Here is an 18,701-nt window from a genome sequence, read left to right as displayed (position 1 = left end):
GCCGCCCGCCCCGGCGCCCCGCGACCGGGCGGGCGGTCACGGCGGCGGGTGCCGGTGCCCGTGGGGCCACGGCACCCGCGGCCGGCGCCGTTCTAGCGCAGCCCGGTCGGGCGGCGCAGTGCCGCCCGCAGCAGCAGGTCGACCAGCTCCGGGTAGTCGACGCCGGTGGCCTCCCACATACGGGGGAACATCGAGATCGGCGTGAAGCCCGGCATGGTGTTGATCTCGTTGATGACGAACTCGCCGCTGTCCAGCAGGAAGAAGTCGGCGCGCACCAGCCCCTCGCAGGACGCCGCGTCGAACGCCCGGACGGCGAGCCGCCGCACCTCGTCGGTCTGCTCCTCGGTGAGCGGCGCCGGCACGATGCCCTGCGAGGCGTCGATGTACTTGGCCTCGAAGTCGTAGAAGTCGTGCGTCTCGCTCGGCGGGATCTCGGCCGGCAGGCTGGCGCGCGGCCCGTCCTCGAACTCGAGGACGCCGCACTCGATCTCGCGGCCCGTCAGCTCCGCCTCGACCACGACCTTCGGGTCGTGGCGGCGTGCCTCCTCGATCGCGGCGTCGAGGTCCTCGGGGCCGGTGACGCGCGAGATGCCGACGGACGAGCCGGCCCGCGCGGGCTTCACGAAGACCGGCCAGCCGTGCTCGGCGGCGAAGGCGGTGATCCGCTCACGGGCGCCGGCCGGGTCGCTGACCCACTCCCGGGGCCGCACCACGGTGAACGGGCCGACCGGCAGGCCGAAGGAGAGGAAGACCCGCTTCATGTACTCCTTGTCCATGCCGACCGCGGACGCCAGGACGCCGGCCCCGACGTACGGGACGCCCGCGAGGTCGAGCATGCCCTGGAGCGTGCCGTCCTCGCCGTACGGGCCGTGGAGCAGCGGCAGGACGACGTCCACGCCGCCGAGGTCCTTGGGCACCGAGCCCGCCTCGGCGTAGACCACCTCGCGGCGGCCCGCGTCGACCGGCAGGACGACGGTGCCGGTGCCGGTCTCGGCGAGGGCCTCGACGCTCGGCATCTCCCGCCCGGCGATGGCCATGCGGTCCGGGTCGTCGGCGGCCAGGATCCAGCGTCCTTCGGTCGTGATGCCGATGGGCAGCACGTCGTAGCGCGTACGGTCGATGGCGCGCAGGACGGCACCCGCGGTGACGACGGAGACCGCGTGCTCGGAGCTGCGGCCACCGAAGACGACGGCGACCCGCGGCTTGGGGCTCTGGGGGAGTTCTCGCTGCTCATAACCCTGTGAGGCTACCTAACGGGGTGGTCGGTTTCAGTGGTGCTCGGGCTTGGCGCTGCGCGCCATCAGGTCCTGCACGGCGACCAGGGGCGGCAGGCCCTCGTGGACGATGCCGACGACGGTCTCGGTCAGCGGCATGTCCACGCCGTACCGGCGCGCCAGGTCGAGCACGGAGCGGCACGATTTGACGCCCTCGGCGGTCTGGCTGGTCACGGCGATGGTCTCCTCGACGGTCATGCCGCGGCCGAGGTTGGTGCCGAAGGTGTGGTTGCGCGACAGCGGCGAGGAGCAGGTGGCGATCAGGTCGCCCATGCCCGCGAGTCCGGCGAACGTCTGCGGGTCGGCGCCCATCGCCTGGCCGAGCCGCGCGGTCTCGGCCAGGCCGCGGGTCATGAGGGACGCCTTGGTGTTGTCGCCGAGGCCCATGCCGTCGGCGATGCCCACGGCGAGCGCGATGACGTTCTTGACGGCGCCGCCGAGTTCGCAGCCGACGACGTCGGTGTTGGTGTACGGGCGGAAGTACGGCGTGCGGCAGGCGGTCTGGAGGCGGCGGGCGACGGCCTCGTCCCGGCAGGCGACGACGGAGGCTGCGGGCTGGCGGTCGACGATCTCGCGGGCCAGGTTGGGTCCCGACAGGACGGCGACGCGGTCGGGGCCGACGCCCGCGACCTCCTCGATGACCTCGCTCATCCGCTTGGCGGTACCGAGTTCGACGCCCTTCATGAGGGAGACGAGCACCGTGCCGGGCGCGAGCAGGTCCTTCCAGACGGCGAGGTTCTCGCGCAGCGTCTGCGACGGCACCGACAGCACGGTGAACTCGGCGTCGCGGGCCGCCTCGGCCGCGTCCGTCGTGGCGCTGATGCCGTCGGGCAGGGTCACGCCGGGGAAGTAGTCCGGGTTGGCGCGGGTGGTGTTGACGGCCTCGGCGATCTCCGGGCGGCGTGCCCAGAGCGTCACCCGGCAGCCCGCGTCGGCGAGGATCATGGCGAACGCCGTCCCCCATGATCCGGTGCCGTAGACGGCGACGCGTGTCACTCCGTTCTCTCCTCCTCGGGCGCGGACACGGCACCGGACGCGCGGTGCTCGTCGCGCCGGTCCGGCGATGTCCTGCGGTGCACGTACCGCTCGGCGGGCGGGGCTTCGTCCCTGATGTCGGCGAGCAGCACGGTGATGGCGTCCATGATCCTGTCAGACGCCTCGCGCAGGACGTCGGCGGTCGGCTCCCGATCGTAGAACTCGCTGAGATCCACGGGGGCACCGGCCGCGACGACGAGGGTCTTGCGGGGCAGCAGGCGGATCTTCCGCGACCTGGCGTAGGGCGGCATGGCGGCCTGGGCGCCCCACTGCGCCACGGGGATGACGGGGGCGCGCGTGCTGAGGGCGACGCGGGCGGCGCCGGTCTTGCCCTCCATGGGCCACAGGCCGGGATCGCGGGTGAGGGTGCCCTCGGGGTAGAACGCGACGCACTCGCCGCGGTGGACGGCGGCGACGGCGGCCCGGAAGGCGTCGGCCGCGTCGGAGGTGTCGCGGTAGACGGGGATCTGGCCGGTGCCGGTCATGAAGCGGGCGACGATGCCCTTGGTGAAGAGGCTGTCCTTGGCGAGGAATCGGGGGACGCGCCCGGTGTTGTACTGGAAGTGGGCGTAGGACAGCGGGTCGAGAACCGAGTTGTGATTGACGGCGGTGATGAATCCACCCGACGCGGGAATGTGTTCCATTCCACGCCAGTCCCGCTTGAACAGCAGCAGCAGCGGCGGTTTTACCAGAATTGCGGCCAATCGGTACCAGAAGCCGATTCTGCGGCGTGACACTGGGACACCATCTCCTCTTGCACTGCTCCGGCGCGGTCCGCTGCGGACAGTCGCACAAGTGTGGCCCCGGGGTGAGGGGCTGTCCAGCGGCGGCCCCCCGCCGCGACGGTCCAAGTTTGCACCCTAATGCGCAGCTCACGGCCGCCCGCGGGCGGTGTCGGGCGAGGAGGGGAGAATGACCCGGTGAGTGAGACGCACGAGGGCGGCTGGTCGTTGATCGTGCCGGTGAAACGGCTGCGGCTGGCCAAGACCCGGCTGGCTCCCACGGTCGGGGACGCGGCGCGGCCCGCGCTGGCCCTGGCGTTCGCCGAGGACACGGTCGCCGCCGCGCTGGCCTGCCGCGCGGTGCGGGAGGTGCTGGTCGTGACGGACGACACCCTCGCGGCGGAACGACTGGTGCGCCGGGGTGCGCGTGTCGTCCCGGACGCGCCCGGCGGCGGGCTGAACGCGGCGCTGGCGCGCGGCGCCGCGGTGCTGCGGGGCCGCGCCCCGGACGCGGACGTGGCCGCGATGAACGCCGACCTGCCCGCGCTGCGGCCCGCCGAACTCGCCGCGGTGCTCGCGGCGGCGGGGCGCCGGCCGCGGAGTTTCCTCGCGGACACCGCCGCCGTCGGGACAACCTTGCTCGCCGCCCGCGGCGGCAGTGACCTGGCCCCCGCCTTCGGCGGACCGTCGCGCGCGGCGCATCTGGCGTCCGGAGCGGCCGAACTCACGCTCGACGGGGTGGCCCGCGTACGGCGCGATGTGGACACGGGGGACGACCTGCGGGAGGCCCTGGCCCTGGGCGTCGGCCCGAGGACGGCGGCCGCGGTGCGGCGGGCGGCGCGGCTTACAGCGTCTGCAGGGTCAGGAAGGTGACGCGGCGCTCCGCTCCCTCACCGGCGACCTCGATGCGCACCCGCTGACCCGGCCTCAGGAGCCGCAGCCCGCCCGCGTCGAAGGCCGCGGTGTCGAAGTCGAGGGGCGTGCCGTCGTCCAGCAGCACACTGCCGGAACGGGTGGCGGGATCGTAGGTGTACGCGGTGGCCTGCATGGGGGCGAGCTTAGGGCGTTCCCCGCGGTTCGCGCCGTCGCGGGCGCCCGCCCCGCGCCGGGCGGGACCGGCGCGGGGCGGACACGGCGGCGGGCCGGGCTCCGGTGAGGGAGACCGGCCCGCTCGGTGCCCGGGCGCCGGGGGGCGTCACCCGCGGCGGGCGGCGGCCTTCGTGGCGGAACGGGAGGAACCCCGCTTGGCCGGCGCCTTGGTCGCGGTGGCCTTCTTGGCCGGTGCCTTCTTCGCGGCCGTCTTCTTGCCCGTGGCCTTCTTGGCCGTCTTCTTCGCCGCGGTGGCCTTCTGCGCCGTGGTCTTCTTGGCGGCGGCGGTGGCCTTCTTCGCGGTGGTGGTCTTCTTCGCCGCGGCCTTCTTGGTGGTGGCCTTCTTCGCCGCGCCACTGCCCTGGGTCAGGCTGCCCTTGGGAGCCTTCTTGACGGCCACGTCGTTGCGGGGGAGCTTCTTCGTCCCCGCCACGAGGTCCTTGAAGCCCTGTCCGGCGCGGAAGCGGGGCACCGAGGTCTTCTTGACCCGCACGCGCTCCCCGGTCTGCGGGTTCCTGGCGTAACGGGCCGGGCGGTCCACCTTTTCGAAGGAGCCGAAGCCGGTCACGGACACCCGCTCCCCGGCGACCACGGCGCGGATGATGGCGTCGAGGACGATATCGACCGCGTCCGCGGCCTGCTGACGGCCACCGAGCTTGTCGGCAATCGCTTCGACGAGTTGTGCCTTGTTCACGTCTTCCCCTTCGCAGGCATTGCTGGAACGAATGCGTTCAAGCTTTTTCGCACGTTAGGCAGATATATAGCGCAAATCAAACGCGAAACGGGCGAATCACCCTAGTGTCGCAACGAACCCGACGCATCACGGAGTTCCGTCACGGTCGGCGCGGAAGGCGGCCGGAGCCGGCCGTTCCGCCTCGACGTCCTCCATCAGCCGGTCCAGACGGCGCGCGGCGCCGGGCAGGTCCTGCTTGGCGGCCGCGGTGATGACCAGCAGTTTCCGGGTGAGGGCCTGCCGTACGTCCTCGGACACGTGCAGGTCCCGCACCATGCGGTGGGCGTCCTTCAGGCGATCGGCGACGAGGTCGTAGAGTTCGAGTTGACCGTCGCGTTCCATACGCCGATTGTGCCACCTTGGAACCGTTATCGCCCTCTTGGCCCCCCAACGCCCGTGTCGCAGCCGGAGGATCGCATGCGAACGCCCCCGCCTGCGGAAACGGGCGGGGGCGTTCGCGTTCGTGAGGCGGTGCCGCACTGCCGGGCGCTGCGGCCCGGCGGAGGGTCAGGCGGCCTGCGTCCTGGGCTTGAAGGACGGCCGCCGCGTCTCGAACGCGGCGATGTCCTCCTCGTGGCGCAGGGTGATGCTGATGTCGTCCAGGCCTTCCAGGAGACGCCAGCGGGCGTTCTCGTCGAGCTCGAACGAGGCGGTGACGCCCTCGGCGCGGACCTCGCGCGCCACCAGGTCGACGGTGATCTCGGCCTTCGGGTCGGCCTCGGTCAGCTTCCACAGCGTCTCGACGGTGTCCTGCGGCAGGACGACCGTGAGCAGGCCGTTCTTCAGGGAGTTGCCCCGGAAGATGTCGGCGAACCGCGAGGAGATGACGGTCTTGAAGCCGTAGTTCTGCAGGGCCCACACGGCGTGCTCGCGGGACGAGCCGGTGCCGAAGTCGGGGCCGGCCACCAGGACGGTGGCGCCCTGGCGCTCCGGCCGGTTGAGGACGAACTCGGGGTCCTTGCGCCAGGCCTCGAACAGTCCGTCCTCGAAGCCGTCGCGGGTGACCTTCTTCAGCCAGTGGGCCGGGATGATCTGGTCGGTGTCGACGTTGCCGCGGCGCAGCGGGACGGCCCGGCCGGTGTGTGCGGTGAAAGCTTCCATGACGCTCAGACCTCCACGGGGGTGGGGACGCCGGCCAGGTCGGCCGGGGACGCGAGCCGGCCGGTGACCGCCGTGGCGGCGGCGACCTGCGGCGAGACCAGGTGCGTGCGCCCGCCCTTGCCCTGCCGGCCCTCGAAGTTGCGGTTGGACGTGGAGGCGCAGCGCTCGCCCGGGGAGAGCTGGTCCGGGTTCATGCCGAGACACATCGAGCAGCCGGCGTGCCGCCACTCGGCGCCCGCCTCGGTGAAGACCTTGTCGAGCCCCTCCTCGACGGCCTGCAGGGCGACCCGGACGGATCCGGGGACGACCAGCATCCGCACACCGTCGGCGATGCGGCGGCCCTGCAGGATGGACGCGGCGGAGCGGAGGTCCTCGATGCGGCCGTTGGTGCAGGAGCCGACGAAGACGGTGTCGACCTCGATGTCGCGCAGCTTCTGGCCGGCGGACAGCCCCATGTACTCCAGGGCCTTCTCGGCGGCGAGGCGCTCGGTGGCGTCGGCGAAGGAGGCCGGGTCGGGCACGGACTCGGACAGCGGGGCGCCCTGGCCCGGGTTGGTGCCCCAGGTGACGAACGGCGACAGCTCGGCCGCGTCGATGACGACCTCGTGGTCGAAGACGGCGTCGTCGTCGGTGCGCAGCGTGCGCCAGTAGGCGACGGCCTCGTCCCAGTCGGCTCCCTGCGGCGCGTGGTCGCGGCCCTGCAGGTAGGCGAAGGTCGTGTCGTCGGGGGCGATCATGCCGGCGCGGGCGCCCGCCTCGATCGACATGTTGCAGATGGTCATGCGGGCCTCCATCGAGAGCTTCTCGATGGCCTCGCCCCGGTACTCGATGACATAGCCCTGGCCGCCGCCGGTGCCGATGCGGGCGATGATCGCGAGGATCAGGTCCTTCGCGGTGACGCCCTCGGGCAGCTCGCCCAGGACCGTCACGGCCATCGTCCGGAACGGCGCCATCGGCAGCGTCTGGGTGGCCAGGACGTGCTCGACCTGGCTCGTGCCGATACCGAAGGCCAGCGCGCCGAACGCGCCGTGCGTCGAGGTGTGGCTGTCGCCGCAGACCACCGTGGTGCCGGGCTGGGTCAGACCGAGCTGCGGGCCGACCACGTGGACCACGCCCTGCTCGCTGTCGCCGAGCGGGTGCAGGCGCACGCCGAACTCGGCGCAGTTCTTGCGCAGCGTCTCGAGCTGCGTCCGGGAGACCGGGTCGGCGATCGGCTTGTCGATGTCGAGGGTCGGGGTGTTGTGGTCCTCGGTGGCGATGGTGAGGTCGGTGCGCCGCACCTTCCGACCGCTCTTGCGCAGGCCGTCGAACGCCTGTGGGCTCGTGACCTCGTGCAGGAGATGGAGATCGATGAAGAGCAGATCGGGCTCGCCCTCCGCACGCCGGACGACGTGGTCGTCCCAGACTTTCTCCGCCAGTGTGCGTCCCATTGGCACTTCCCTCCGGCATCGCCGCTGATGATGGGTGGACCGCCGTCCGTTCCCCGCGCACCGGACGGTGGCCGCGCGCCACGGGGCACCGGGGTGCATCGTGGCTCGCAGGGCTCCAGCCTGGCGCTTTTCTCCGGACTATGAACTTGCGTTTCACAGTGTGAGACGCGAGTATCGTTGCATGGACAACTCTAGCGGTGATTCCAGCGGTGTGGGCGTACTCGACAAGGCGGCCCTGGTCCTGGGTGCCCTGGAGTCGGGGCCGGCCACGCTGGCGAGCCTCGTCGGGGCGACGGGCCTGGCCCGGCCGACCGCGCACCGGATGGCCGTGGCCCTCGAGTACCACCGGCTGCTGGCCCGGGACATGCAGGGACGTTTCATCCTCGGCCCCCGGCTCGCGGAGCTGGCGGCGGCGGCCGGCGAGGACCGGCTGCTGGCCGCGGCCGGACCGGTGCTGACCCAGCTGAGGGACCTGACGGGCGAGAGCGCCCAGCTCTACCGGCGCCAGGGCGACATGCGGATCTGCGTGGCCGCGGCGGAGCGGCTGTCCGGCCTGCGGGACACGGTGCCGGTCGGCTCCACCCTCCCGATGAAGGCGGGATCGGCGGCCCAGATCCTCCTGGCCTGGGAGGAGCCGGAGCGGCTGCACCACGGGCTGCAGGGCGCGCGTTTCACCGCGACCGCGCTCTCCGGCGTGCGGCGGCGCGGGTGGGCGCAGTCCATCGGGGAGCGGGAGCCGGGTGTGGCCTCCGTCTCGGCGCCGGTCCGCGGGCCGTCCAACCGCGTGGTGGCCGCCGTCTCGGTGTCCGGGCCGATCGAGCGCCTGACGCGGCACCCGGGCCGGATGCACGCCCAGTCGCTCCTGGACGCCGCCGCCCGCCTGACCGAGGCCCTGCGGCGCAACGGCGGCTGAGCCCGCCAGCTCACACCCCCCGCACGCCGAGCCGCTCGGCCGCCCGGTCCCCGCGGCGGCCGACGGGTATCACGCCGGCGGCAGCGCCGAGGCCGAACGGCGGCATGTTCACATAGACCGCCTCGTGCCCGCCGGCGGGCACGACATAGGTCTCGTGCCAGAAGCCGACCCTGTCCCGGCCTTCGCGCAGCCGCCTGTTGAACGCCGCCCAGGCCGGCCGGTGCAGGCCCTCGCGGTCGGACGCGTAGGCGAGCAGCTTCTCGTGCGACGACCAGTACTGCACGACGTAGATGACGCGCGGGCCGCCGAACAGCAGCCGGTAGCCGATCATGCCGCTGTCGCGGTCCGCGCCGAGCTCCCGCAGCATCCGCGGCATCGCCCGGAACGTCGGCCACCAGCTCCGCAGGCTCCGGAAGCTGTTGATCCGCATCCCGATGAGGAAGACCGTCACGCCCCCGCGCACGGCCTCCGCCGACGCGTCCGCCGTCATCCGCCCCTTGATGATCTCCGTCATGACCCCTCCATGCGCACCCGACCGGTCACCCCGACTTGGATAGCTTCACTATCCATGATGGGATAGTGGCACTCTCCGAGAGAATTGGCAAGCGGGAAGACGAGCGGAAGGGGCGAGGGGCATTCCATGCGGCTGGCCGAGCTGAGCAGACGGAGCGGGGTCTCCACGGCGACGATCAAGTACTACCTGCGGGAGGGGCTGCTGCCGCCCGGCGAGCGGGTCTCCACGACCCAGGCCGAGTACGACGAGGAGCACCTGCGCCGGCTGCGCCTGATCCGCGCCCTCATCCACGTCGGACGCGTCCCCGTCGCCACCGCGCGCGAGGTCCTCGCCGCCCTGGAGGACGAGAACGAGGACCACCTCTCGCGCCTCGGCACGGCCGTCGCCGCGCTCCCCGTCACCCCCGCCGCCCCGGAGGAGGGGCCGGCCGCCGAGGTCGCCCGCCGGACGGCCGAGGAGCTCCAGCGGCGCCTCGGCTGGCGCGTCGTCCCGTCCAACCCGGCCCACCGGAGCCTGGTGGCCGCCCTGACCGCGCTCGTCCGCCTCGGCTACCCCTGCGACACGGACCGGCTGCTCCCCCACGGCCGGCTGGCCGCCGAACTCGCGGCCCACGAGGTCGCGCTCATCGAGGACTTCGAGGCGCCCACCACACAGCTGGAGGCCGCCGTGGCGCTGACCGTGCTGTACGAGCCGGTCCTGCTCAGCCTGCGGCGCCTCGCCCAGGCCGAGGAGGCCGCCCGGCGCTTCGGCCACCGGGAGTGAACCGGGGGCACACACGCAAGCCCCCCGCCGAAAGGCGAGGGGCTTGCGGTGACGCTCTGTACCCCCGACCGGATTCGAACCGGCGCTACCGCCTTGAGAGGGCGGCGTGCTAGGCCGCTACACAACGGGGGCCTGCTGCAGTCCGCTGAGCGGACCGTACCCCCGACCGGATTCGAACCGGCGCTACTGCCTTGAGAGGGCAGCGTGCTAGGCCGCTACACAACGGGGGCTTGATCTCGAAAGACCGCTGGGGTACCAGGACTCGAACCTAGACTAACTGAACCAGAATCAGTCGTGCTGCCAATTACACCATACCCCACCGAAACGCCACCCCCACCGGGGGTGTTGCTCAGGTGATCGCCCGGGCTTCCCGTTTCCGGTCCGTCCCTTGCGACGCGCCAAACAATACCCGATCGAGAAGGGTGTCCCCAAACCGGTTCCCCGGCGGTCGGTGGCGTTCCCCGCGGGCGGGCCGGCTCAGGCCGCGAGGCGGGCCAGGGCGGCGTCCACGCGGGCGAGCGTCCGCTCCCGCCCGAGAACCTCCAGGGACTCGAAGAGCGGCAGCCCCACCGTGCGCCCGGTCACGGCCACCCGCACCGGCGCCTGGGCCTTGCCGAGCTTCAGCCCGTGCTCCTCGCCCGCGCTCTGCACGGCGTCCTTCAGCGCGGCGGCCGTCCACTCCCCGAGCGCGGCCAGCCGCTCCCGCGCCGTGCCGAGCACCGCCTCGGCGCCCGGCTTCATCGCCTTCTGCCACGCCGCCTCGTCCGACACCGGCGCGTCGAGGAAGAGGAAGTCCACGGCGTCCGTGATGTCGGACAGGACCGTGACGCGCGTCTGCGCCAGCGGGGCGAGCGCGGCGAACGCGGCCGGGTCGTACGCCTCCGGCTTCCACGGCGCGTACGGGGCGCGCAGCCACGGCTCGCACGCCGCCGCGAACTCCTCGGCGCTCAGCCGCTCCCTGATGTGCGTGGCGTTGACCGCCTCCGCCTTGGCCAGGTCGAAACGGGCCGGGTTGGCGTTCACCGCGCCGATCTCGAAGGCCTCGACCATCTCCGCCATCGAGAAGATGTCCCGGTCCTCCGCGATCGACCAGCCGAGGAGCGCGAGGTAGTTCAGCAGCGCGCCGGGCAGGAACCCGCGCTCGCGGTACAGGTTCAGCGAGGACTCCGGGTCCCGCTTGGACAGCTTCTTGTTGCCCTGCCCCATCACGTACGGCAGGTGACCGAACGCGGGGACGGTGCCCTCCCCCACGCCGATCTCGGCGAGCGCCCGGTACAGCGCGATCTGGCGCGGGGTGGAGGACAGCAGGTCCTCGCCGCGCAGCACGTGCGTGATGCGCATGAGGGCGTCGTCCACCGGGTTGACCAGGGTGTAGAGCGGGGCGCCGTTCGCACGGACGATGCCGTAGTCCGGGACGTTCTCGGGGGCGAAGGTCAGCTCGCCGCGCACCAGGTCGGTGAACGTGATCGGCTCGTCCGGCATCCGGAATCGCACGATCGGGGTACGCCCCTCGGCCTCGTACGCCGCGCGCTGCTCCGGCGTCACCGTGCGGCACCTGCCGTCGTACCCCGAGGGACGGCCCTCCGCGCGGGCCGCCGCGCGGCGCTCCTCCAGTTCCTGCGCCGTGCACCAGCAGTGATACGCGTGGCCGGCCCGCAGCAGCTTCTCCGCGACGTCCGCGTAGATGTCCATGCGCTGCGACTGGCGGTAGGGCGCGTACGGGCCGCCGGCGACCGGGCTCTCGTCCCAGTCGAAGCCGAGCCATTCCATGGCATCGAGCAGCGCCGCGTAGGACTCCTCGGAGTCGCGGGCCGCGTCGGTGTCCTCGATGCGGAACACGGCGGTGCCGCCGTTGTGCCGGGCGAAGGCCCAGTTGAACAGCGCGGTGCGCACCAGGCCGACGTGCGGGTTGCCGGTCGGCGACGGACAGAAGCGGACGCGGGGAGCGGTGGGACTAGTCACGCGTGACGACCTTGTTGGTGAGAGTGCCGATGCCTTCGATGGAGACGGCGACCTCGTCGCCGACCCGGACCGGCCCGACCCCCGAGGGGGTGCCGGTCAGGATGACGTCCTGCGGGAGCAGCGTCATCGACTCGCTGATGTGCACGATGAGGTCCTCGACCGCGCGGATCATCTCGCTGGTGCGGCCGAGCTGGCGCTGCTCGCCGTTGACCGTGCACATGACGGCGAGGTCGGACGGGTCGAGGTCCGTCTCGATCCAGGGACCGAGCGGGCAGGACGTGTCGAAGCCCTTCGCGCGCGCCCACTGCGCCTCGCGCTGCTGCACGTCGCGGGCGGTGAGGTCGTTGGCGCAGGTGTAGCCGAGGATGACGTCGCGGGCGCGCTCGCGCGGCACGTCGCGGCACATGCGGCCGATGACGACGGCCAGCTCGGCCTCGTGGTGGACGTCGTCCGAGATCGTCGGGTGGACGATCGGGTCGCCGTGACCGATCACCGAGGTGGACGGCTTGAAGAAGGTGATCGGGACGTCGGGCACCTCGTTGCCCAGCTCACGGGCGTGCTCGGCGTAGTTCCGGCCGACCGCGACGATCTTGCTGGGCAGGACGGGCGGCAACAGCCTGACCTTGCTCAGCGGCACACGGCGGCCGGACCGTTCGAAGGCGGCGAAGGGGTGGCCCTTGATGATGTCGAGCTGGAGCCCGCCGTCCTCGGCGGGCTCCTCCTCCACCACGCCGAAGCCAACGGTCCCCTCGATGGAGAATCTGGCGATGCGCACGGCTGCGTACGTCCTTCACTGGCCGCTTGAACCCTGGAAAAGTGCGGGTCCAGCCTAGACGAACGGCCGCGGCGCGCCTTCTGGCGGCGGCGCGCGGGCGAGCGGTCAGCGCAGCCGTGCCATCAGCGCGTGTTCGACGAGGGTGATCAGGGCGCTCTTGGACTCCGAACGGTGCCGCGCGTCCGTCGTGATGATCGGCGCGTCGGGACCGATCTGCAACGCCTCCCGCACCTCGTCCGGCGAATACGGCTGATGACCGTCGAACCCGTTCAACGCGATCACGAACGGCAGACCGCTGTTCTCGAAATAGTCCACCGCCGGGAAACAGTCCGCCAGCCGACGCGTGTCCACCAGCACCACCGCACCGATCGCACCACGCACCAGGTCGTCCCACATGAACCAGAAACGGTCCTGCCCCGGCGTCCCGAACAGATACAGGATCAGATCCTGATCCAGCGTGATACGACCGAAGTCCATCGCCACGGTCGTCGTCGTCTTCCCCGCCGTGTGCGTGAGATCGTCGATCCCCGCCGACGCCGAGGTCATCACCGCCTCCGTCCGCAGCGGATTGATCTCCGACACCGACCCCACGAACGTGGTCTTCCCCACACCGAACCCGCCCGCGATCACGATCTTCGCGGAGGTCGTGGACCGGGACGGCGCGGTGAGACCCCCGGCGTCGTTAGAGCTTGCGAAGTCCACTGAGCACCCTTTCGAGCAGTGTCACATCTGGCTGGCCACCCGGGTCGCTGCCATGACCCGGCTGATGAATGGCGACGAGCCCGGCCTCGGCCAGATCGGCCACCAGAATCCGGGCCACCCCCAGGGGGATGGAGAGCAGCGCGGAGACCTCGGCCACGGACTTGACCTCGTAGCAGAGCTGGCAGATCCGCTGGTGCTCCGGAAGCTGCCCCTGGAGCTGGACCGGGTCGGCGGTGGTGCTCACCAGCGCCTCGATGGCCAGCTGGTACCGCGGCCGCGTCCGGCCACCGGTCATCGCGTACGGCCGGACCAGCGGCTGCTGCGGTTCGGGCTCGGGCGGACGCCGGCCGGCGGACGGCTGCCGGCCGGGGGGCGTCCACTCCGCCGGGGTGTCGGCCGCTCCCGCGGCGCGGTGCCGGTCGTCGCGGTGGACCGGACCGCCCCGGTCCTGCGGCCCGCGCCGCTCGCTCCCCTCCGGGGGGGCCGGACGGTAGCCGGGCGGCTGCGGAGGCTGGGGAGGCTCGGGACGGGTCCTCGGCCGGGGTTCGGACCGCGGGTTCTCACCCTGCTGGTCGGGGGCGGGCGGACGCCGCCGTGAGCCGCTGGGGGCGGAGGGGAAGTTGTAACGTCTCACCGGCCCACCGTCACGCGGCGGCTGTGCCGGGTACTCGTTGCCGTACGGTCCGCCTGGGGGCGTTGTCACTGTTCCTCCTCCGACTGCCTTCACTCACGAGCGGAAGCCGCGCTCATCTCGTCGCCATGTCCGGCACCTTATGGTGCCGGAGACCCAATCCGCACACGCGGTCTGCTAGTTGAGCAGGCTTCCCTGCAGCTCGGCGCGGAGGTCCGGGGTCAGAACGCTACCGGCTCGATCCACCAGCAGCGCCATTTCGTACCCCACCAGACCGATGTCCGCGTCCGGATGTGCCAGCACCGCCAGCGACGAACCGTCCGAGATCGACATGATGAAGAGGAAACCACGCTCCATCTCCACCACCGTCTGATTCACCGCACCGCCCTCGAAGATCCGCGACGCACCCGCCGTCAGCGACGTCAGACCCGACGCCACCGCCGCCAGCTGATCCGCACGGTCCCGCGGGAACCCCTCGGACAACGCCAGAAGAAGACCATCGGCGGACACCACCACCGTGTGGGACACCCCGGGGGTGTTCTCCACGAAACTGGTGATCAACCAGTTCAGGTTCTGCGCCGCCTGGCTCATCGGCCTCACACTAACGCTCCTGATCGTATTCGTCGTTCTGTGCGGCGCCGTTCTCGCCGGCGCCGCGGCCCCGCCGTACACCGCGGCGCAGGCTGCTGAGCCTGCCGCCCACCTGTGACGGGTCGCGGGAGATCCGCGGCTCGTCGGAGGTGTCCGGTGAGGACCGGTCGGTCGGTCGGTGTCGCGGTACGCGCCGGGGCAGTCCGGCGGATGTGGTGCCGCTCGTGCGCCCCTCGCGGCGCGGTCCCCGATCCGGCCGCGCCAGGCCCGGTTCCGGCGGTGGGGCCGGGGCCGGGTCGTCGTCCCGCAGTCGCTGTGCCGGGTCCTCCTCGGGCCGCTGCCTTGGCCGGTCGTCGCGGGGGTCGTCCCCGGCGCCCGGTGCTGGTCCAGTGCAGCCTACGCGCTGCACGCCCTCCGCGGGACCACTGAGGGGTGAATCCGCGACGGGTGTGACCTGGTCGAAACCCGCCTGGGATGTGGGACGTTCGTCCGAGGTGGGGTTCGTGGCGCGCGAATCGACAGGGGGCGCGTCCGCCGGGGCGAGCGCCGGTCGGCGCGCATGGCGCGGTCCCGGGCGCTGGGCCGGTGGCGCGTCGAGGTCGCCGCGCGCCCCCTGGGGAGGCGGGACAGGCACGTCCGCCGTGGCGGGAGCGGGCCCCGGCCGGGTGACCGCGTCGGGCAGCATGACCAGAGCCGTCGTGCCGGTGTGCTCCGCGTGCCGGAGCTGGACGCGGATCCCGTGCCGCTCCGCGAGCCGGCCGACGACGAACAGGCCCATGCGGCCGGTGACGGCGGCGTCCAGGTGCGGCGGATGGGCGAGCCGCGCGTTGACGGCCGCGAGGTCGTCCGGCGACAGACCGATGCCGGCGTCGTGGATCTCGGTGAGGACCCGGCCGTCCGGGAGCCGGGTGGCGGTGACGCGGACCGGCGCGCGGGGCGAGGAGAAGACGGTGGCGTTCTCCAGCAGTTCGGCCAGCAGGTGGACCAGGTCGTTGACGACGCCGGCCCTGATCACGGTGTCGGGCACGCCGGTCAGCTCGATGCGGGCGTAGTCCTCGACCTCGGAGGCGGCCGCACGCAGCACGTCCAGGAGGGAGATCGGGCGGTCCCAGCGGTGGGCCGGCTCCTCGCCCGCGAGGACGAGGAGGTTCTCGCCGTTGCGGCGCATGCGGGTCGCGAGGTGGTCGAGTCGGAAGAGGCCGTCGAGCGCCTCGGGGTCGGCCTCGTGCGTCTCCAGGGCGCTGATCAGCGCGAGCTGCCGCTCGACGAGGGTCTGGTTGCGGCCGGCGAGGTTCGCGAAGAGGGTGCTGATGGCGGCGCGCAGCGCGGCCTGCTCGGTGGCGAGGCGGACCGCCTGCCCGTGGATGCGGTCGAAGGCGCGGGCTATCTCGCCGACCTCGTCGCGGGTCGCCATCCCGATCGGCGCGACGGCGGGCGGAGCGTCGCCGGGTTTCGATCCGGCGAGGCGCGCCACGGCCTGCGGCAGCCGGTGGTCGGCGACGTCGAACGCGGCGGCGCGCAGCCGCCGCATCCCGCGGCCCATGGACCGGGCGACGAGGCCGGCCACGACGAACGCCAGCAGGACTGCGGCGAGGACGGCGGCGGCGCCCGCCACGATGTCGCGGCGCGCGTCGGCGCTGACCTCGCGCGCCTCGTGGACGGCGGCGTCCATGAGGTCGCTCTCGACGGCCCGGTAGGCGTCGAACTCGGCGGTCGCCGTACGGAACCAGCTCTCGGCCGTGACCCCGGCGTCGGCGAGCCGCTCCGCGTCGAGCCCTTCGGCGATGAGGTCGATCATGGTGCCGGGACCCGGCGCCTGCGGGTCGCCTCCCGTGACGTCCAGCTCGGTGTCGGCCATGGCCTGCGCGAGCTGCCGCACCCGGTCGTCCGTACCGGCCGAGGCGAACTCGCCGAGGGCGATCTCCTCCAGGCGCACATAGGAGTTGAACGCGGTGACCTGCTGCTCGACGGAGCCCGCGTCCGGTCCCGGGGCGACGATGAGGTGGGTGCCGATGGCGCGCTGGAGGGAACTCGCCGCCTTGGCGAGGGACAGGGCGTAGACGCTGCGTCCGTACACGAGCATGTTGTCCGTGCCGAGGCCGAGTTCGTTGGCGAAGGCCATCAGGGGGCGCTGGACCGCGACGTACGCCTCCTCCGTGGCGACCCCGGGCAGGGCGTCGGTGAACGCCCGGTCGCGCAGTGAGACCAGGAGGTCCACCGCCGCGTCGGCGTCGTCCAGCCGGTCGCGCAGCCCCGGGCTGTCGGGGGCGTCGGCGGCGCGGGCGGCGAACTCGGCGCGGGCGCGGTCGGTGCGGTCGCGGGCCTCGGCGATGCCGGGGTCGTCGCCGCGCCCCTCCAGCAGGGGCCGCGCGGTCAGGTCGCGTTCGTCGAGGACGGCGTGGGCGAACGCCGTGGCGGCGCGGGCGAGTTCGGCGACGCGCCGGGCGTCGTCCGCCTCTTCGGCGCGCGCCCGGTCGGCGCCGACGCGCAGACCGCCGAGGGCGAGGGCGACGAGGACGGGGATGAGGAGGATGGCGTTGAGCTTCGTGGCGACGCGCCAGTTGCGGGGCGCGAGGCGGGGTCCGGCGCCCCGGGGGTCGCCCGGGGCGCGGGGGGACGTCGTACGGCGGCTCACTGGTCTCACCTCCCGGCACCGGCACGCCGTCGCGGGCGGGCCGTGGCGTCAGTGGGGGGATCGGGCGCCATCCAGCATGCCCCGCGAGGGGTTTCCCGCACCGGGAAACACGGGAATTACGACGGACCCGCCGGGGAACGGCCGGGAATGTGCCGTGGCCGCGGTGAAACGAAGCGGTTTACAGGCGAGAGAGCCGGGAACCGGGCATGCGGTGGTCGGACGGGAGCACACGGCATGCGGAGAACGGGCGCGATCGGTCACCGGAACGAAAACGAACGCGCGCCGGGCTGCGGGCGGTGCCGCATCGGCGCGCGGGGCGTCCGTACGTACGGGGAGGTGCCGGTCAGTGGAGACGGGCGAGCAGTGCGTGTTCGACGAGGGTGATCAGGGCGCTCTTGGACTCCGAACGGTGCCGCGCGTCCGTCGTGATGATCGGCGCGTCGGGACCGATCTGCAACGCCTCCCGCACCTCGTCCGGCGAATACGGCTGATGACCGTCGAACCCGTTCAACGCGATCACGAACGGCAGACCGCTGTTCTCGAAGTAGTCCACCGCCGGGAAACAGTCCGCCAGCCGACGCGTGTCCACCAGCACCACCGCACCGATCGCACCACGCACCAGGTCGTCCCACATGAACCAGAAACGGTCCTGCCCCGGCGTCCCGAACAGATACAGGATCAGGTCCTGATCCAGCGTGATACGACCGAAGTCCATCGCCACGGTCGTCGTCGTCTTCCCCGCCGTGTGCGTGAGATCGTCGATCCCCGCCGACGCCGAGGTCATCACCGCCTCCGTCCGCAGCGGATTGATCTCCGACACCGACCCCACGAACGTGGTCTTCCCCACACCGAACCCGCCCGCGATCACGATCTTCGCGGAGGTGGTCGAGCCAGCGGAGACCGGGCGCGCCGGGCCGCCGCTAGAGCTTGCGAAGTCCACTGAGCACCCTTTCGAGCAGTGTCACATCTGGCTGGCCACCCGGGTCGCTGCCATGACCCGGCTGGTGGATGGCGACGAGCCCGGCCTCGGCCAGGTCGGCCACCAGGATCCGGGCGACGCCGAGCGGTATCGTCATGAGCGCCGAGACCTCGGCCACCGACTTGACCTCGAGACACAGCTGGCAGATCCGCTGGTGCTCGGGCAGGAGCCCCTGGAGCTGGACCGGGTCGGCGGTGGTGCTCACCAGCGCCTCGATCGCCAGCTGGTACCGCGGCCGCGTCCGGCCGCCGGTCATCGCGTACGGCCGGACCAGCGGCTGGTCACCCTCCTCCTCGAACGAGCCGTAATGCGGCGACGCACCGTACGGTCCCTGCGGGGGTGGCGGCGTGTTCATGGCTCCTCCGAGCGAATGGCATGAGAACGGCGATCGGGACGGTGGTGCTCATGTGGGGGGAGCTTTCCGGTCAGCTGAGCAGGCTTCCCTGCAACTCGGCGCGGAGGTCCGGGGTCAGAACGCTACCGGCTCGATCCACCAGCAGCGCCATCTCGTACCCCACCAGACCGATGTCCGCCTCGGGGTGCGCCAGCACCGCCAGCGACGAACCGTCCGAGATCGACATGATGAAGAGGAAACCACGCTCCATCTCCACCACCGTCTGATTCACCGCACCGCCCTCGAAGATCCGCGACGCACCCGCCGTCAGCGACGTCAGACCCGACGCCACCGCCGCCAGCTGATCCGCACGGTCCCGCGGGAACCCCTCGGACAACGCCAGAAGAAGACCATCGGCGGACACCACCACCGTGTGCGACACCCCGGGGGTGTTCTCCACGAAACTGGTGATCAACCAGTTCAGGTTCTGCGCCGCCTGACTCATCGGCCTCACCTAAC

Annotated in this window: 20 protein-coding genes, 3 tRNA genes and 1 pseudogene; 3 read left to right on the top strand and 21 right to left on the bottom strand. The window is 72.2% G+C overall.

Going from position 1 to position 18,701, the window contains the following annotated elements; genetic code table 11:
• Window positions 1–92: 92 nt before the first annotated feature.
• From EMA09_RS21815 to EMA09_RS21805, 3 genes and pseudogenes are all read right to left on the bottom strand, one after another.
• A pseudogene (locus tag EMA09_RS21815) lies at window positions 93–1,205 on the bottom strand (D-alanine--D-alanine ligase family protein); the annotation flags it as partial.
• A 63-nt stretch (window positions 1,206–1,268) separates the two neighbouring features.
• Entirely contained in the window at window positions 1,269–2,219 is a 951-nt protein-coding gene (locus EMA09_RS21810) for an NAD(P)H-dependent glycerol-3-phosphate dehydrogenase (protein ID WP_240796708.1), read from the bottom strand.
• 47 nt (window positions 2,220–2,266) lie between these two features.
• Window positions 2,267–3,046, bottom strand: coding sequence for a lysophospholipid acyltransferase family protein (locus tag EMA09_RS21805; protein WP_129842676.1), 780 nt, complete (start codon window positions 3,044–3,046; stop codon window positions 2,267–2,269).
• 183 nt (window positions 3,047–3,229) lie between these two features.
• Here EMA09_RS21805 and cofC point away from each other — a divergent pair, with 183 nt between their 5' ends.
• The gene (gene cofC, locus EMA09_RS21800) at window positions 3,230–3,904 is read left to right on the top strand and encodes a 2-phospho-L-lactate guanylyltransferase (protein ID WP_240796512.1); all 675 of its coding nucleotides are present in this window, start codon (window positions 3,230–3,232) and stop codon (window positions 3,902–3,904) included.
• On the opposite strand, the gene EMA09_RS21795 is transcribed toward cofC, so the two are convergent.
• From EMA09_RS21795 to leuC, 5 genes are all read right to left on the bottom strand, one after another.
• Window positions 3,876–4,079: a hypothetical protein gene (locus EMA09_RS21795; RefSeq protein ID WP_129842674.1), complete on the bottom strand. Its 204-nt coding sequence runs from the start codon at window positions 4,077–4,079 to the stop codon at window positions 3,876–3,878. The two genes, cofC and EMA09_RS21795, sit on opposite strands and share 29 nt — an antisense overlap.
• 147 nt (window positions 4,080–4,226) lie before the next feature.
• Window positions 4,227–4,814 carry an HU family DNA-binding protein gene (locus EMA09_RS21790; protein WP_129842673.1) on the bottom strand — a complete coding sequence of 196 codons (588 nt, stop codon included), beginning with the start codon at window positions 4,812–4,814 and terminating at the stop codon, window positions 4,227–4,229.
• Window positions 4,815–4,940: 126 nt separating this feature from the next.
• Window positions 4,941–5,195: a hypothetical protein gene (locus EMA09_RS21785; RefSeq protein WP_129842672.1), complete on the bottom strand. Its 255-nt coding sequence runs from the start codon at window positions 5,193–5,195 to the stop codon at window positions 4,941–4,943.
• 165 nt (window positions 5,196–5,360) lie between these two features.
• A complete protein-coding gene (leuD, locus tag EMA09_RS21780; protein WP_129842671.1) occupies window positions 5,361–5,954 on the bottom strand; it encodes a 3-isopropylmalate dehydratase small subunit in 594 nt (197 codons plus the stop codon).
• Between the two features lie 5 nt (window positions 5,955–5,959).
• Window positions 5,960–7,384, bottom strand: a complete 1,425-nt coding sequence (leuC, locus tag EMA09_RS21775; RefSeq protein ID WP_129842670.1) for a 3-isopropylmalate dehydratase large subunit — start codon at window positions 7,382–7,384, stop codon at window positions 5,960–5,962.
• Between the two features lie 181 nt (window positions 7,385–7,565).
• Between leuC and EMA09_RS21770 the strand changes: the two genes are divergently transcribed.
• Complete coding sequence (locus EMA09_RS21770) at window positions 7,566–8,297, top strand: IclR family transcriptional regulator (protein WP_129842669.1); 732 nt, start codon at window positions 7,566–7,568, stop codon at window positions 8,295–8,297.
• Between the two features lie 10 nt (window positions 8,298–8,307).
• On the opposite strand, the gene EMA09_RS21765 is transcribed toward EMA09_RS21770, so the two are convergent.
• Window positions 8,308–8,811, bottom strand: a complete 504-nt coding sequence (locus EMA09_RS21765; RefSeq protein ID WP_240796511.1) for a DUF4188 domain-containing protein — start codon at window positions 8,809–8,811, stop codon at window positions 8,308–8,310.
• Between the two features lie 126 nt (window positions 8,812–8,937).
• Between EMA09_RS21765 and EMA09_RS21760 the strand changes: the two genes are divergently transcribed.
• Window positions 8,938–9,573: a MerR family transcriptional regulator gene (locus EMA09_RS21760; RefSeq protein WP_129842668.1), complete on the top strand. Its 636-nt coding sequence runs from the start codon at window positions 8,938–8,940 to the stop codon at window positions 9,571–9,573.
• A gap of 59 nt (window positions 9,574–9,632) precedes the next feature.
• Here EMA09_RS21760 and EMA09_RS21755 read toward each other — a convergent pair.
• The 12 genes from EMA09_RS21755 to EMA09_RS21700 all read right to left on the bottom strand — a co-directional run bounded on the left by EMA09_RS21755 (window position 9,633) and on the right by EMA09_RS21700 (window position 18,687).
• Window positions 9,633–9,705 (bottom strand) — tRNA-Glu (locus EMA09_RS21755).
• Window positions 9,706–9,730: 25 nt separating this feature from the next.
• Window positions 9,731–9,803: transfer RNA gene (locus EMA09_RS21750), tRNA-Glu, on the bottom strand.
• 17 nt (window positions 9,804–9,820) lie between these two features.
• A tRNA-Gln gene (locus tag EMA09_RS21745) sits at window positions 9,821–9,892 on the bottom strand.
• A gap of 158 nt (window positions 9,893–10,050) precedes the next feature.
• The gene (gene gltX / locus EMA09_RS21740; RefSeq protein WP_129842667.1) at window positions 10,051–11,535 is read right to left on the bottom strand and encodes a glutamate--tRNA ligase; all 1,485 of its coding nucleotides are present in this window, start codon (window positions 11,533–11,535) and stop codon (window positions 10,051–10,053) included.
• Entirely contained in the window at window positions 11,528–12,310 is a 783-nt protein-coding gene (locus EMA09_RS21735; RefSeq protein ID WP_129842666.1) for a fumarylacetoacetate hydrolase family protein, read from the bottom strand. Before EMA09_RS21735 ends, gltX begins: the two co-directional genes overlap by 8 nt.
• Window positions 12,311–12,415: 105 nt before the next feature.
• Window positions 12,416–13,012, bottom strand: a complete 597-nt coding sequence (locus EMA09_RS21730; protein ID WP_129842665.1) for an ATP/GTP-binding protein — start codon at window positions 13,010–13,012, stop codon at window positions 12,416–12,418.
• Window positions 12,993–13,646: a DUF742 domain-containing protein gene (locus tag EMA09_RS21725; protein WP_240796510.1), complete on the bottom strand. Its 654-nt coding sequence runs from the start codon at window positions 13,644–13,646 to the stop codon at window positions 12,993–12,995. The genes EMA09_RS21730 and EMA09_RS21725 overlap by 20 nt, the downstream gene beginning before the upstream one ends.
• Before the next feature lie 174 nt (window positions 13,647–13,820).
• A complete protein-coding gene (locus EMA09_RS21720) occupies window positions 13,821–14,234 on the bottom strand; it encodes a roadblock/LC7 domain-containing protein (protein ID WP_129842663.1) in 414 nt (137 codons plus the stop codon).
• Between the two features lie 10 nt (window positions 14,235–14,244).
• Window positions 14,245–16,869 (bottom strand): nitrate- and nitrite sensing domain-containing protein, encoded by a 2,625-nt coding sequence (locus tag EMA09_RS21715; protein ID WP_129842662.1) that lies wholly within the window; start codon window positions 16,867–16,869, stop codon window positions 14,245–14,247.
• 343 nt (window positions 16,870–17,212) lie between these two features.
• The gene (locus EMA09_RS21710; protein ID WP_129842661.1) at window positions 17,213–17,809 is read right to left on the bottom strand and encodes an ATP/GTP-binding protein; all 597 of its coding nucleotides are present in this window, start codon (window positions 17,807–17,809) and stop codon (window positions 17,213–17,215) included.
• Window positions 17,790–18,203, bottom strand: coding sequence for a DUF742 domain-containing protein (locus tag EMA09_RS21705; RefSeq protein WP_129842660.1), 414 nt, complete (start codon window positions 18,201–18,203; stop codon window positions 17,790–17,792). The genes EMA09_RS21710 and EMA09_RS21705 overlap by 20 nt, the downstream gene beginning before the upstream one ends.
• Window positions 18,204–18,273: 70 nt before the next feature.
• Window positions 18,274–18,687 (bottom strand): roadblock/LC7 domain-containing protein, encoded by a 414-nt coding sequence (locus EMA09_RS21700; protein WP_168220780.1) that lies wholly within the window; start codon window positions 18,685–18,687, stop codon window positions 18,274–18,276.
• Window positions 18,688–18,701: the final 14 nt, after the last annotated feature.

This window comes from Streptomyces sp. RFCAC02 (assembly GCF_004193175.1).
Taxonomy (GTDB): domain Bacteria; phylum Actinomycetota; class Actinomycetes; order Streptomycetales; family Streptomycetaceae; genus Streptomyces.
The sequence above is the reverse complement of the archived record's forward strand: the minus strand, read 5'-3'. Positions and strand labels throughout refer to the sequence as shown.